Origin of the sequence: Pseudomonas sp. FP215 (assembly GCF_030687795.1) — a bacterium.
In the GTDB taxonomy this organism is placed as follows: Bacteria; Pseudomonadota; Gammaproteobacteria; order Pseudomonadales; family Pseudomonadaceae; genus Aquipseudomonas; species Aquipseudomonas salmasensis.
Map to the genome: position 1 here is coordinate 683,794 of NZ_CP117447.1, position 13,284 is coordinate 697,077.

The window sequence follows — 13,284 nt, forward strand, 5'->3', positions numbered from 1 at the left end:
CGTCGGAGGGGCGTGCCACGGTTTTAGCTACAACTCAGCAACCGTAACGCTTGCTCGCCTCAATCGCCAAACCACTGCCAATACTGCCGAAGATATTGCCTTCCACATGCCGCGCATTCGGCAGCATTGCCGAGATGCTGTGGCGCAGTGCCGGGATGCCGCTGGAGCCGCCGGTGAAGAACACGGTGTCCACCTGCGCCACGCTCACCGAGGCGTCGTTGAGCAACTGCGTGACGCTGCCGCGTACACGTTCCAGCAAGCTGTCGATGGACGACTCGAACAGTGCGCGGCTCAGGTCTACGCTCAGGCCGGCTTCGATGCGGTCCAGCGGCACGTGGCGGCTGTCTTGGTGGGTGAGCTGGATCTTGGTTTCTTCCACTTCCATGGCCAGCCAGTGCCCGGCGCGCTGTTCGATCAGTTTGAACAGGCGGTCGATGCCGCCGGTGTCTTCGATGTCGTAGCGCATGCTGCCCAGGGCCAGCTGGGATTTTTGTGAGTACACCGAGTTGATGGTGTGCCAGGTGGCCAGGTTCATGTGGTGGCTGGTGGGCATGTAGGCGCCGCTTTTCATGCGGCTGCCGTAGCCGAACAGCGGCATCATGCCTTGTAGGCTGAGCTGTTTGTCGAAGTCGGTACCACCGATGTGTACGCCGCCGGTGGCGAGGATGTCGCTCTGGCGGTTGTCGTTGTGACGACGCTCCGGCGACAGGCGCACCAGGGAGAAGTCGGAGGTACCACCGCCGATGTCGACGATCAGCACCAGCTCTTCTTTGGTGATGGTGGACTCGTAGTCGAAGGCCGCGGCAATCGGTTCGTACTGGAAGGAGATGTCCTTGAAGCCGATCTTGCGCGCCACGTCCACCAGGGTGTTTTCTGCTTCCTGGTCGGCCATCGGGTCGTCATCGACGAAGAACACCGGGCGGCCCAGCACCACTTCTTCGAACTCACGGCCGGCGTTGGCTTCGGCGCGGCTCTTGAGTTGGCCGATAAACAGTGCCAGCAGGTCGGTGAAGGGCATGGCAGTGCCGAGCACGCTGGTGTCGTGCTTGATCAGCTTGGAACCCAGCAGGCTCTTGAGCGAGCGCATCAGGCGGCCTTCGTAGTTCTCCAGGTATTCGTGCAGCGCCAGGCGACCGTAGACCGGGCGGCGCTCCTCGAAGTTGAAGAACACCACTGACGGCAGGGTGATCTTGTCGTCCTCCAGCGCGATCAGCGTCTCCTCGCCGGGGCGGATCCAGCCGACGGTGGAGTTGGACGTGCCGAAGTCGATGCCGCAGGCACGGGCTGGGGATGCGTTTTTCATGTCTCACAGGTTCCGGGCAAAAAACGGCCGCGCAGTGTATGCCACTGGCGCGCGGATGCGTAGACCGGTGATCCGTAAATCCATCGGCATTCGCGCTACATAGCTACGTCTTGAGGCTGCCGGGGTTTGGCTAGGCTGCGGTTTTACCGCTCACGGATGAACCGCTATGCCTGATGCAACCTTTACCGCCGACCTGCGCGGCGTGCACTACGACTTCCTCAAACAACGCGTGCCAAGCTGGTTCCTGGAGGGCACGACCCAGCGCCAGGAAGAGCTGGGCCAGCACGAGATGGACATTCCTTCCTGGTACCTGGCCGCGACTCACCAAGACAAAACCACCCTGGCCGAGCAGCACACACGTTTTCGCGAAACCCTCAATTCAATCGAAGAACATCTTGGCCAGATCGACGACATCCTGGCGTTCGCCGAGCAGCCGCTCAAGGACGCGATCAAAAAGCAGTTCAACCTGGAGTTGGATGTACGCAATGTGTTCCTCGTGCGCAAATACGCCTACAAAGGTGCTCGCGACGATTTCTACGGGGCCTTTGTTTTTGAACAGCAAAACGACCCCAGCCTGACCTACACCTACCGTGGTACATCCCTGTTGGAAGCGGCTCTGGCCAATTTCGAGGCCGATGAAGAACAGCCTTCGCCGTGCACCGATTGCCAACTCATTACCCGCTGGAATCCCGAGAACCCCCACATCATTGCGACATTCGCCGCCGTCAACGCCCACGCGGTGGCGATCAAGCCCCATGAGTTTGCCAAGCTGTGCCGCACCCTGGACCTCGGCGCGCAATACCAGAAGCACATCAAGGCGGTTGTCGAACCCGACGCCGCCCAAGAGCGCGAGGCGCTGGAGCAGTTGCTTGAGGAGCATCAACGCCAGCAACTGGCGCTGAGCATCGAGATTGCCCGGTTGCAGTTAAACGGGGCGTTGAGCGCCGATGCCTACCAGATGCTCAAACTGGTAGTGGCCGGTTCCGGCACGCCAAAGCTGGCGGGCAAGCCGGTCACCTACGCCGCCCTCAAGGTGTTTGACAGTGTGCTGGTAGGGCCGCTGCTGATCGGGCCAGACCGTGAACGTTCGGACCGTACCGAGCCACTGGTGGTGTACATACCCGGCGACCCGCAACAGCCGGTCAAGGAGTACGCCTCCAGTGGCGAGTTCATGGTCGATCTGCGCATGCGCTTGCACAGCGCATCCTACCGACGCTTTTTCAGCCGCTTTGTACCGGTGCGCGAGCAAGGCGGTTTTTTCGCCCGTTTCAGCCGGTTGTACCAGCCAGCCGATAACGGCAACGGTGGGGCCGATTATCCGCTGCGTACCTCGTTGGTACGTTTGCCCATGGACGGCTTCCTGCTCAGTGGTGACCTCTGGCAGCGCAGTCGCCAGGCACATATCCGCAAGATTTTGAGTGATGCGCGGGCCGTGGCCGTACCCACCGAGGACGAGGACCGCAAGGCGCGGCTGGAGCGTCTGGAAGGTTTTTTCGACGCCGCTGTCAGTGTGTTCAACCTGGCGGCCTTCGTGGTGCCAGGGTTGGGGCCCATCATGCTGGCCGTGGGCGCGTCGCAGATGTGCTACGAGGTCTTTGAAGGGATAGAGGCCTATGGGCAAGGCGAGCCACGGCAAATGTGGGCGCATTTTGCGTCGGTGGCGTTGAACGTGGCGTTTATTGCCACCGGCGCCAAGGTGCTGCCTGCCGTCAAATGGCAGAGCGCGGTGGAGCATCTCAAGCCTGTGACGATGCCGTCCGGCAAGCAGGTGCTGTGGAACCCTGACCTCGCGCCCTACGAAGCGCCCGTCAAACCGGCGCCCGAGGCCAAGGCCAACGCGCTTGGCCTGTACGAGCATGACGGGCAGCAACTGGTGGCATTCGAGGACGCCCATTATCAGGTCAAGCAAGACCCCCTCACTGGCGATTACCGCATCCAGCACCCGACCCGCTCCGGCGCCTATACCCCAGAGTTGGAACACAACCACAACGGGGTATGGAGCCATGAGCTGGAAGAACCGCTGACCTGGGATGAACCGACCTTGCTCAAGCGCCTGGGGCTTGTCGACCAGGCGGACCCGCTGCGCATCAGCGGTGTCGACACCGACGTGTTGCGCCAGGCCGCGCTCCATCACGAGCCGTTGCCGTGGTTACTGGAAGACACGCTCAAACGCTTCGAACTGCACCAGCAGCTCACCACCTTTGCCGAGCGCATCAGAAGCAGTGACCCTTTGGAATACTCTAAAGCCGAACCCAAGCTGCAATTTGACCTGCTTCAACGCCGCGGCCTGTTGCCTGATAACGTGGCGCTGAAAGTCATCGGCCCCCAGGGCGAGGTGCTCTGGGAGACGCCCGACGCACCGGCTTCAGCCAGCAAGCGCGTGATGGTGGTGACCGAAAGCGCCATGGCCCGGGGCGGTTTGCTGCGCGAGTTGTTGTATACGTTGCAGGGTGTCGACCCGCTGCTCAAGGAGTTTCCCGGCAGCCCCGAGGAGTCGCTGGAGGTGCGCGCCGGCAAGCTGCGCCACTATCTCGGCGATGCCGTTGACAGCCTCAAGGGGCCGTTACTGGAACAACGCTACCAAGCGCTGAACCCTGCGCCCGATGCCGATGTGCAACGTCTGCTGGATACCTACCCGGCCTTGCCCGCACCGGTCGCCGAGCGTGTGCTGCAAGGGGCGACGACCGATCAGTTGCAGGCCTTTCGCAGCACCCGTCGCTTGCCCGAGCCCCTGGCCACGCAAGCCCGATGGTGTGCCCAGGAAACCCGGGTGGCCCGTGCCTACGAAGGGTTGCACCTGGACACCCAGACGCACCTCGATAGCCAGCGCCTGGCCTTGCGCACCCTGGAAACCCTGCCGGGCTGGCACCGGGGTTCGCGCATCGAGCTGCGTCAGTATTCGGCTGAAGGCACGGTGCTGGATGCCATCGGCTCGCCTGACTTTCCGCATAAACGCACATTGGTGCTGCTGGAAAGCGGCGACTTCCAAGCCTCCATGCCCGGTGATTTCTACAGCGCTATCTGGGAACAATTGGCACTCGATGAACGCCAGCGCCTGGGCTTGAGCAGTGCCGTTGAGCTCAAGCAGGCGATTCAACGCAGCCCGTTACCGCGAGAGCCGTTGCGCACGGTGCTGGAGGAGAACCCACTGCGCAAACCTGACTACGACCCGATGGCCAGGCTGTTGGGCGGCGCCCCAGGGGTGCGTCAGTTGTTAAGGACGGCGGGGAATGTGCTTCGCTCCCCGGCGGAGCGGGTACGGCGGTTGTTTCCAACCTTCAGCGACGAGCAGGTCACGGCGTTCATTGAGTCGCTGGGTGAAGACGTGCGGGGCGAGTTGAGCCGCCGTGAGTTGGAGTACCGCACCCTGAAAAAAACCTTGAAAGTCTGGGCGCAAGCTAAGGGAGCGCGGGCCTTGGCCCCTTACAGCGAGGAGTGGCGTGTGAGCGAAGAGATCAAACGCTGCTGGCGCCGTGAGACCGGGAGCCAACTGCACATTCGCCTGCCCAGGGACAACCTCTATGGGGTGGATTTGCCCGCCATAAAAGGAGGCTTCGACCATGTCCAGGAATTGGTGCTGTCGAATGTCAAATGGGGTGGGCATTCCAGTGTGTTGTTCCTCGAAAACTTTAACGAGCTGAACAGTTTGAGCATCACCGGGGCCGAAATGACCGAGCTGCCTGCGGTGATTGGCGACATGAAGCAGCTCACTGCGTTGAAGCTGCACGACAACGGCTTGCAGTTGACTGAACATAGCGCGGGCTTGGTGAGTAATCTCAATGCGCTGCAAGTGCTCGACCTGTCGAGTAATCCGCTGGGCGTAACCCCAGACTTCAGTGGCATGCCCCATTTAAGAGAGCTGAATCTGTATAGGACGCGCATCGAGCGGTGGCCTTCGGGGTTGAGAGAGCAAGCCGGGCTGGAGCGCCTCGACCTGCGTCAAAACCGTCTGCAACAGGTACCACAGGACAACCTGGTGCCGCCCGCGGATCAATTGGAAACCGTGGCACGGATCAACAATGTCACCTTGCTCGAGAATAATCGCTTCCCCCCCGATTATTGGAAAACCTTCGATAAGTACTGGCAGGACCTGGCCCAGTCTCGACCCGACCTGTTGCAAGGGGCACTGGAGGGCGCTTTCGACAGTAAAAACCCGCGCATCGAGAAGGTGCAGTACATGTACCCCGAGTACTCCGTGCAGAAGGCCAGGGCGCTTATCTGGTCCTGGGGTGAAGGGGCCGATGCGCAGCTCAACCGCCTCTGGCAAGAGCATTCTGTGCTGCTCCGGCAGTTGAACGGGTGGCTGTTCTCAGGCGGTGGTGAGCGCCAGCGCTATGTGCGTGTTGGCGAGCGTGCCAATGACGCAGGGTCTTTGCGTGACCGCCACCAGGCCTGGGACCGCATCTTGCGCTGCTGGAGGCAAGAAACACCGCAACAGCTCACCAATGATGGCGAACCTTTCGGCCTGGAGTTGAACCTCAGTGATCTGAACCTGCCGAGCCTGCCTGACCTGGACGCTGATTTCAGCCATGTGGGTTCGCTCAAACTGAGCAATATGAACCTTCGAACCTCGCCGGAAGGGTTCCTCGCGCGTTTTCGTGGGGTGCGCTGGCTCGATTTGTCCAAGAACCAGTTGCGTGAGTTACCGCCGGCGGTGGGGCAGATGCATGGCTTGACCCGCTTGTCCCTGCAAAACAACCGGATCCGCCTGACTGCCGATTCGGCGGCGATACTCTCGTCACGCACCACGCTCAAGGCTCTGGTACTCAATTCAAACCCCCTGAGTAGGGCGCCGGACTTCAGCCAAATGACCAACCTGCACTCGTTGGGCATGGGGGCCACCGGCCTCGATACCTGGCCTACCGGCTTGGACGAGCTCCCCCTGTTGGACATGGTGTACCTGCGAGGCAACAATATTTCCACCTTGCCCGATGCGCTGATCGCCCCGTCGGACGAGCAACTGGAACAGACACTGCGGGTCACCCGGGTAACCGACCTGGGCCTTAACCCGCTGTCCGCCGATACGCGACAACGCATCAACGCCTACGGCGACCGGCTCACCGCCACCGAGCGAGCAGCCAATCGATTGGTCGCCAGTGTGACGAGTGCGGTGGATGGCCCGGTGGTGTCGCATGACGCGGATGCTCCGTTTCGGCGCTGGTCCACGGGCTTTTCCACTGAGCAGTTGGCGCAGCGCCGGCTCCAGTGGTCCACCCTGCGTGCGTTACAGGGTTCGGACGGCTTCTTTGAAGTGCTCCGGGACCTGGAAATAGCGCCTGCCGGGCGTGAAGACTTGCAGCGCCGCATCTGGGAGGTGATCGATGGCATCACTCAAAACAGCAATGAGTCCGAGCAGTTGCGCAAGGAGATGTTCGAGTGGGCGGGGCGGGCGGCCTGCTGTGACCGGGCGGCGTTGACCTTCAGCAACCTGGAGATTCTGCTGATGACCTACAACGCCAAGGCACTCGCTTTGGACTCGACCCAGGGTGAGGCCCTGCTGAAGCTGTCCAAGGGGCTGTTCCGTCTCGATGAGCTGGAAAAGATCGCCCTGGAGGATATCGACCAGCGCAGGGCTGCGATCAACGCGCGTGAGGGCTTGAGCCCTGCCCAACGGGAGAGCGCCTTGAGGGCCGTGGAAGAGGTGGAGGTGCGCATGGCGTATCGCCATGGGCTCAAGGATCGCCTTGAATTGCCCGGCCAACCGCAGCAGGCCCGGTTTGCCCATTTCGGCAATGTGACCCAGGCTATGCTTGATGCGGCCTACCAACGGGTGCTCAGCCTGGATAACTCCGCCCAGGAGTTGCAAGCCATGCTCGCCAGAGACTTCTGGAAAGACTATGTGGCGAATAAATACCGGGCGCAGTTTGAAGCACAGAACGAACCCCATCACGAACAAATGGAAGCCTTGCAGCGCGACTTCGAGGCCGGGACGCTGCCCCGTGCAACCTACGACACCAAGGTCAAGGCATTGCAGGCGCAGTTCGAGATTGAAGAAGCACAATTGATCGAACGCTTGAGCCGCGATGAAGTGGCGCAGGCGCTGGTGCCGACAGCGAGCCTTGAAGTGTTGGCGGATAGCGATGGCAACGGCTTGCAACTGTCCCAGGCGCAAGCCATCGACTTCAATGGCAAGCGCTACTTCGTGGCGAGCATGCCCGATGCGGGTGATGGCGAGCATTACGTGTTATGGGTACAAGCGGCGGATAACCCCTTGCGCCTGACCAGCAGCGCAATCGTGGCCAAGCCTGACGTCAATGGCGTGTGGCGCCGCCGAGGCCTGGCGGGCGGGATGGCGCCGCCGGGGTCCGACGATGAGTTTGTCGACGCGTCGGAATCCATGCCGGTCAAGCCCTATACAACGGCCGAACTCAGTTACATGCGCCGGGAAGTGCACTTCACGGCCAACCCTAATCCGGTCGGCAGTTACATCCGCGCCAACAACGGCAAGTACCCACTCAGGGATTACCAGGGCAGGCCGATCCGTATCCGAACCCTGGAGAGGCAAGTGACCTTGGATTCCGGCGCGCAATACACCTCCGCGCAGGTCAAACCCTACATCCAGTTCGAAGGCTATGAGCACGTCGGTGCACGCTATGAAGCGCAACTGCAACTGCGCACGTTCACCGCGCAGGATGTGAAAGTGCCTGGCGAAAAGGCGTTGATCGGCCAGTCCATGGTGGTGGCCAACCGGCGTATCGCCAAAGGGGAAATCGTCGGTGTCTACGGCGGTACCGTACTGCCGTCGGGGATCTTCGGCGAGGGCGGCCAGACCTACACCATGAAGGTGGGCAGCCAGAAGGTCGCCGAGGGTAACGTTCTGATGGAGGTGCCGATTCATTTGTCGGGGGACAATATTCTGTCGCGAATAAACACCCACTTTGAATATGACGAAAACGGCAAGCCGCTGCGCCAGGCGCCAAGTGGCTATAACGTCGAGACAGTGGGGTTTGATGTTGAGGCCGACATGTGGCTGGGCGTGGGGCCAGGGGCGCAGATAAAGCGCAAGCCGTTCATCCTCAACACCCTTTTCGCCACTGAAGACATCGCCGCGGGCACCGAGCTGCGATTGGACTACCAATACACCGAGGGGATGATAAAAAAGCTGTTCGCTTGATCCTACGCAGGTCGGTAACCCGTCCGTCGTCGTAAATAGCGGTATCGCATCTTGAAAGACCGCGTTTTGCCCCAATCTTGTGGGCATATCCAGGCGGTACACAGCCATTGCATTAAACCTGTGTGCCGCCGCTTAACTTATGACGCGCCCTGACATCAATTCCCAGGCTGCCAGCCATGGCGTGCCGTGTGGCGGGCTGCGCGATATCGATAACGGATGGTGATGCCCCCATGGATTTCAAAGACTATTACAAGATTCTCGGTGTCGAGCCGACGGCTGACGACAAGGAGATCAAGTCGGCTTATCGCAAGCTGGCGCGTAAATATCACCCGGACGTCAGCAAGGAAAAGGATGCCGAATCCAAGTTCAAGGATGCGTCCGAGGCCTATGAAGCGCTCAAAAGCGCCGACAAGCGCGCCGAATACGATGAACTGCGCAAATACGGCCAGCATGGCCAGCCGTTCCAGGGCCCGCCGGGCTGGCAGAGCCGTGGCGGCTTTGGTGGCGGCCAGGACGCGGGCGACTTTTCGGACTTTTTCAGTTCGATCTTCGGCTCGCGCGGCGATGCTTTCGGTGGCGGCCAGCGCCGTCCTACCGGGCGCAAGGGCCAGGACGTGGAGATGCAGCTCACGGTTTCCCTGGAGGAAACCCTGTCCACCGAGTCCAAGCAGATCAGCTTCCAGGTGCCGCAATACGATGCCTCCGGTCGGCATGTGAGCAATACCACCAAAAGCCTGAACGTGAAGATCCCGGCCGGTGTGGCCGATGGCGAGCGCATTCGCCTCAAGGCTCAGGGCGCACCGGGCATCGGTGGCGGGGCCAACGGTGATTTGTACTTGATCATCAAGTTTGCACCCCACCCCAAGTTCGAGGTGGACGGCGAAAACCTGATCATCAACCTGCCGCTGGCACCCTGGGAGTTGGCGCTGGGCACGGAAGTGGCCGTGCCGACCCTCACCGGCAAGATCAACCTCAAGGTGCCAGCGGGCAGCCAGAACGGCCAGCGCATGCGTGCCAAGGGCCATGGTTTGCTGAACAAGGCCGGGCAACGCGGCTACCTGTTCATTCAGCTGAAGGCGGTCATGCCTGCGGCGGGTAACGACGATGTGAAAGCGTTGTGGCAGGAGCTGGCGCAAAAAGCCGCTTTTAACCCACGCGAGCAGTTCTGAGGCCTACGCGAACACGCTGTACCTGTGGTGAGGGCGCAAGCTCCCTCACCACATGGGGCGAAGCTAGAACAGGAAATACCGCTGCGCCATCGGCAACACTTCAGCCGGTTCACACCACAGCAACACACCATCGGCCTTGACCTGATACGTCTGCGGGTCCACCTCGATATCCGGCAAATAGTCGTTGTGGATCAGGTCCGTTTTCTGCACATCGCGGCAACCCTTGACCACTGCAATCTGCTTTTTCAAACCCAGGGCCTCGGGCAGGCCTGCGGCCTGTGCTGCCTGGCTGATAAACGTCAGGCTGGTGGCGTGCAGGGAGCTGCCGAAGCTGGCAAACATGGGGCGGTAATGCACCGGTTGTGGCGTCGGGATCGAGGCGTTGGCGTCGCCCATCAGGCTCGAAGCAATGGCGCCGCCCTTGAGGATCAGCGTCGGCTTGATGCCGAAAAACGCCGGGCGCCACAGCACCAGGTCGGCCCATTTGCCGACTTCGATGGAGCCGACGATATGGCTGATGCCGTGGGTGATCGCCGGGTTGATGGTGTACTTGGCGATGTAGCGTTTGGCGCGGAAGTTATCGTTGCCCGCGCCGTCGCCCGGCAGGGGGCCACGTTGTTTTTTCATCTTGTCGGCGGTCTGCCAGGTGCGTGTGATCACCTCACCGACACGGCCCATGGCCTGGCTGTCGGAGCTGATCATCGAGAACGCGCCGAGGTCGTGCAGGATGTCTTCGGCGGCGATGGTTTCGCGTCGGATACGGCTTTCGGCAAAGGCCACGTCTTCGGCAATGCTCGGGTCCAGGTGGTGACACACCATCAGCATGTCCAGATGCTCGTCGATGGTGTTGCGCGTGAACGGCCGCGTCGGGTTGGTGGAGCTGGGCAGCACATTGGGGAAGCCGCAGGCCTTGATGATATCCGGCGCGTGGCCGCCACCGGCGCCTTCGGTGTGGTACGTGTGGATGGTGCGGCCCTTGAGCGCGGCGAGGGTGGTTTCGACGAAGCCCGACTCATTGAGCGTGTCGCTGTGGATTGCCACCTGCACGTCGTAGGCATCGGCGACGCTCAGGCAGTTATCGATGCTCGCCGGCGTTGTGCCCCAGTCTTCGTGCAGCTTCAAGCCGATAGCACCGGCCTTGACCTGCTCGATCAACGGCTCGGGCAAACTGGCGTTGCCCTTGCCGGTAAAGCCAATGTTCATCGGGAACGAATCGCTGGCCTGCAGCATCCGCGCAAGGTGCCACGGGCCGGAGGTGCAGGTAGTGGCATTGGTGCCGGTGGCCGGCCCGGTGCCGCCGCCGATCATGGTGGTGACGCCGCTGGTCAGCGCCTCTTCGATCTGCTGTGGGCAAATGAAATGCACATGGGAGTCGATGCCGCCGGCGGTGAGGATCATGCCTTCCCCGGCAATCACTTCGGTGCTGGCGCCGATGGCCATGGTCACGCCGGGCTGGATGTCCGGGTTGCCGGCTTTGCCAATCGCGTGGATGCGGCCATTCTTCAAGCCGACGTCAGCCTTGACGATGCCCCAGTGGTCGATGATCAATGCATTGGTGATCAGCGTGTCGACCACTTCATGGGCGAGCAATTGGCTCTGGCCCTGGCCGTCGCGGATTACCTTGCCGCCGCCGAATTTGACCTCTTCGCCGTAGACGGTGAAGTCCTGTTCCACTTCGACGAACAGTTCGGTGTCGGCCAGGCGCACCTTGTCACCGACGGTGGGGCCGTACATGTCGGCGTAGGCTTGGCGGGTGATTTTCATGTGTGTGCCCTGAACAATAGGTGTGGAATGTGAAATCGCTATCGCAGGCAAGCCAGCTCCCACAGGGGATTGCATTCCAACTGTGGGAGCTGGCTTGCCTGCGATGAGGCCCTAAAGGTCGCCCATGACCCGCCCTGCAAACCCAAATACCCGCCTTGCACCACTCAACTCCACCAACTCCACTTCTCGCCGCTGCCCCGGCTCAAACCGCACCGCCGTGCCCGCCGGAATATTCAGGCGCATGCCACGGCTGGCCGCGCGGTCAAACTCCAGCGCGTCGTTGGTCTCGAAAAAGTGGTAATGCGAACCCACCTGGATCGGGCGGTCGCCGCTGTTGGCCACGCCGAGGGTGAGGGTGCGGCGACCGACATTCAGTTCGATCTCGCCAGGCTGGATCTGATATTCACCAGGAATCATGCAGGTTGCCCCAGGGTCTTGAAGTAGATGGCGGTCGGGCTGTAGCGCCCGTCCGGGCTTTGGCAATAGTCGGGCAGCTCACCGATCTTGGTGTAGCGCAGCGACTGGTAAAAGGCTTCGGCGCCGGAGCCGGCCTCGGTGTCCAGGTACAGCAGGCCACGCTTGTGCTGACGCGCGGCGAGTTCCAGGGTATTCATCAATTGCTGGCCCAGGCCATGGCGACGGGAGCTGCTGTGCACCAGCAACTTTTGCACCTCGGCGCGGTTCAGGCCGTTGGCTTTCTGGCACAGCGCCAGTTGCACGCTGGCGATCACCTGCTCGTCGCGCACCACCACCCACAGCAGCAGGCTGCTGTCCTCGACACCGCCTTGCACGCCGCTAAGGTAGTCCCGGGCCTGGGCCTCATCGAAGTCGGCCATGAAGCCCACCGAAGCGCCATGCTGCACCGCGTCCAGCAACAGCTCGATCAAGCCCCGCCGGTAATGGGCAAAGCTTTCCGCATTGACTCGACGCAGTTGTGCAACGCTCATCGATGTCACTCCTTGGGCGGTTGTGCGCCCGGGTTCAAAGTCAGTTGCATAAAGGTCAGGTCAAGCCAGCGGCCAAACTTGATACCCACCTGGGGCATTTGCCCGGTGGTGATAAAGCCCAGGCGTTCATGCAGGCGGATCGAGGCCAGGTTGCCGCTTTCGATGGCCGCGACCATCACGTGTTTGCCACCGGTGCGAGCGCGCTCGATCAACGCCGCCATCAGCCGTGGGCCGAGGCCTTTGCCACGTTGGTCGCTGCGCACATACACCGAGTGCTCGACGCTGTAGCGAAAGCCTTCGAAGGGGCGCCAGTCGCCGAACGAGGCGTAACCGGTGACTTCGTCGTTTTCTACAGCGACCAGGATCGGATAGCCCTGGGCCTGGCGCGCACTGAACCAGGCCTGGCGGTTGGCCAGGTCCACCGGTTGCTCGTTCCAGATCGCCGTGGTGTTCAACACCGCGTCGTTGTAGATGGCGTGAATTGCCGGCAGGTCGTGTTCGGTTGCATCACGAATCATGGCCGCGCCTCACGCAATGGGCTGGTGGACGGTGACCAGCTTGGTGCCGTCGGGGAACGTGGCTTCCACCTGGATATCCGGGATCATTTCCGGGATGCCTTCCATCACTTGTTCACGGCTGAGCAGGGTGGTGCCGTAGTGCATCAGGTCGGCCACGGTGCGGCCATCGCGGGCGCCTTCCATCAAGGCGGCGGAGATATAGGCGATGGTCTCCGGGTAGTTGAGCTTCACCCCGCGCGCCAGGCGCCGCTCGGCGACCAGGCCTGCGGTGAAGATCAGCAGTTTGTCTTTTTCCCGTGGGGTCAGGTCCATGGTTCAGTCCGTCGTAAGGCAATTAAAAGGGCGAGCACTCACCCCTGTAGGAGCGAGCTTGCTCGCGAAAAACCTGAGGGCCCCGCGTGCATTCAGGATGCCCGCGTTATCGTTAACGATCTTCGCGAGCAAGCTCGCTCCTACAGAAGGGCGCATG

The 13,284-nt window shown here is 61.4% G+C and carries 8 protein-coding genes and 1 pseudogene; 2 read left to right on the forward strand and 7 right to left on the reverse strand.

The genetic code is table 11. The features are described from left to right. Window positions 1-34: 34 nt before the first annotated feature. On the reverse strand, window positions 35-1,303 hold the full coding sequence (locus tag PSH76_RS02930) for an Hsp70 family protein (protein WP_032893792.1): 1,269 nt from the start codon (window positions 1,301-1,303) through the stop codon (window positions 35-37). A 166-nt stretch (window positions 1,304-1,469) separates the two neighbouring features. Here PSH76_RS02930 and PSH76_RS02935 point away from each other — a divergent pair, with 166 nt between their 5' ends. Then, complete coding sequence (locus PSH76_RS02935) at window positions 1,470-8,417, forward strand: dermonecrotic toxin domain-containing protein (RefSeq protein WP_305493568.1); 6,948 nt, start codon at window positions 1,470-1,472, stop codon at window positions 8,415-8,417. Between the two features lie 230 nt (window positions 8,418-8,647). Then, window positions 8,648-9,586: a DnaJ C-terminal domain-containing protein gene (locus tag PSH76_RS02940; RefSeq protein ID WP_032893790.1), complete on the forward strand. Its 939-nt coding sequence runs from the start codon at window positions 8,648-8,650 to the stop codon at window positions 9,584-9,586. Window positions 9,587-9,649: 63 nt separating this feature from the next. On the opposite strand, the gene ureC is transcribed toward PSH76_RS02940, so the two are convergent. The 6 genes and pseudogenes from ureC to PSH76_RS02970 form a co-directional block, all read right to left on the reverse strand. After that, entirely contained in the window at window positions 9,650-11,350 is a 1,701-nt protein-coding gene (gene ureC / locus PSH76_RS02945; RefSeq protein ID WP_032893788.1) for an urease subunit alpha, read from the reverse strand. A 111-nt stretch (window positions 11,351-11,461) separates the two neighbouring features. Beyond that, window positions 11,462-11,767 (reverse strand): urease subunit beta, encoded by a 306-nt coding sequence (locus PSH76_RS02950; RefSeq protein ID WP_034134776.1) that lies wholly within the window; start codon window positions 11,765-11,767, stop codon window positions 11,462-11,464. Then, complete coding sequence (locus PSH76_RS02955; protein ID WP_305493569.1) at window positions 11,764-12,297, reverse strand: GNAT family N-acetyltransferase; 534 nt, start codon at window positions 12,295-12,297, stop codon at window positions 11,764-11,766. Before PSH76_RS02955 ends, PSH76_RS02950 begins: the two co-directional genes overlap by 4 nt. Before the next feature lie 5 nt (window positions 12,298-12,302). After that, the gene (locus PSH76_RS02960; RefSeq protein ID WP_305493570.1) at window positions 12,303-12,815 is read right to left on the reverse strand and encodes a GNAT family N-acetyltransferase; all 513 of its coding nucleotides are present in this window, start codon (window positions 12,813-12,815) and stop codon (window positions 12,303-12,305) included. A gap of 9 nt (window positions 12,816-12,824) precedes the next feature. Then, entirely contained in the window at window positions 12,825-13,127 is a 303-nt protein-coding gene (gene ureA / locus PSH76_RS02965) for an urease subunit gamma (RefSeq protein WP_003171437.1), read from the reverse strand. Window positions 13,128-13,172: 45 nt separating this feature from the next. Beyond that, a pseudogene (locus PSH76_RS02970) lies at window positions 13,173-13,283 on the reverse strand (outer membrane lipoprotein carrier protein LolA); the annotation flags it as partial. Window position 13,284 lies beyond the last annotated feature (1 nt).

What these genes read in the sequence shown, in the direction of transcription:
- ureC (WP_032893788.1), bottom strand. Translation starts at nt 11,350, where the DNA reads ATGAAAATCACCCGCCAAGCCTACGCCGACATGTACGGCCCCACCGTC.
- ureA (WP_003171437.1), bottom strand. Translation starts at nt 13,127, where the DNA reads ATGGACCTGACCCCACGGGAAAAAGACAAACTGCTGATCTTCACCGCA.
- PSH76_RS02960 (WP_305493570.1), bottom strand. Translation starts at nt 12,815, where the DNA reads ATGATTCGTGATGCAACCGAACACGACCTGCCGGCAATTCACGCCATC.
- PSH76_RS02950 (WP_034134776.1), bottom strand. Translation starts at nt 11,767, where the DNA reads ATGATTCCTGGTGAATATCAGATCCAGCCTGGCGAGATCGAACTGAAT.
- PSH76_RS02930 (WP_032893792.1), bottom strand. Translation starts at nt 1,303, where the DNA reads ATGAAAAACGCATCCCCAGCCCGTGCCTGCGGCATCGACTTCGGCACG.
- PSH76_RS02935 (WP_305493568.1), top strand. Translation starts at nt 1,470, where the DNA reads ATGCCTGATGCAACCTTTACCGCCGACCTGCGCGGCGTGCACTACGAC.
- PSH76_RS02940 (WP_032893790.1), top strand. Translation starts at nt 8,648, where the DNA reads ATGGATTTCAAAGACTATTACAAGATTCTCGGTGTCGAGCCGACGGCT.
- PSH76_RS02955 (WP_305493569.1), bottom strand. Translation starts at nt 12,297, where the DNA reads ATGAGCGTTGCACAACTGCGTCGAGTCAATGCGGAAAGCTTTGCCCAT.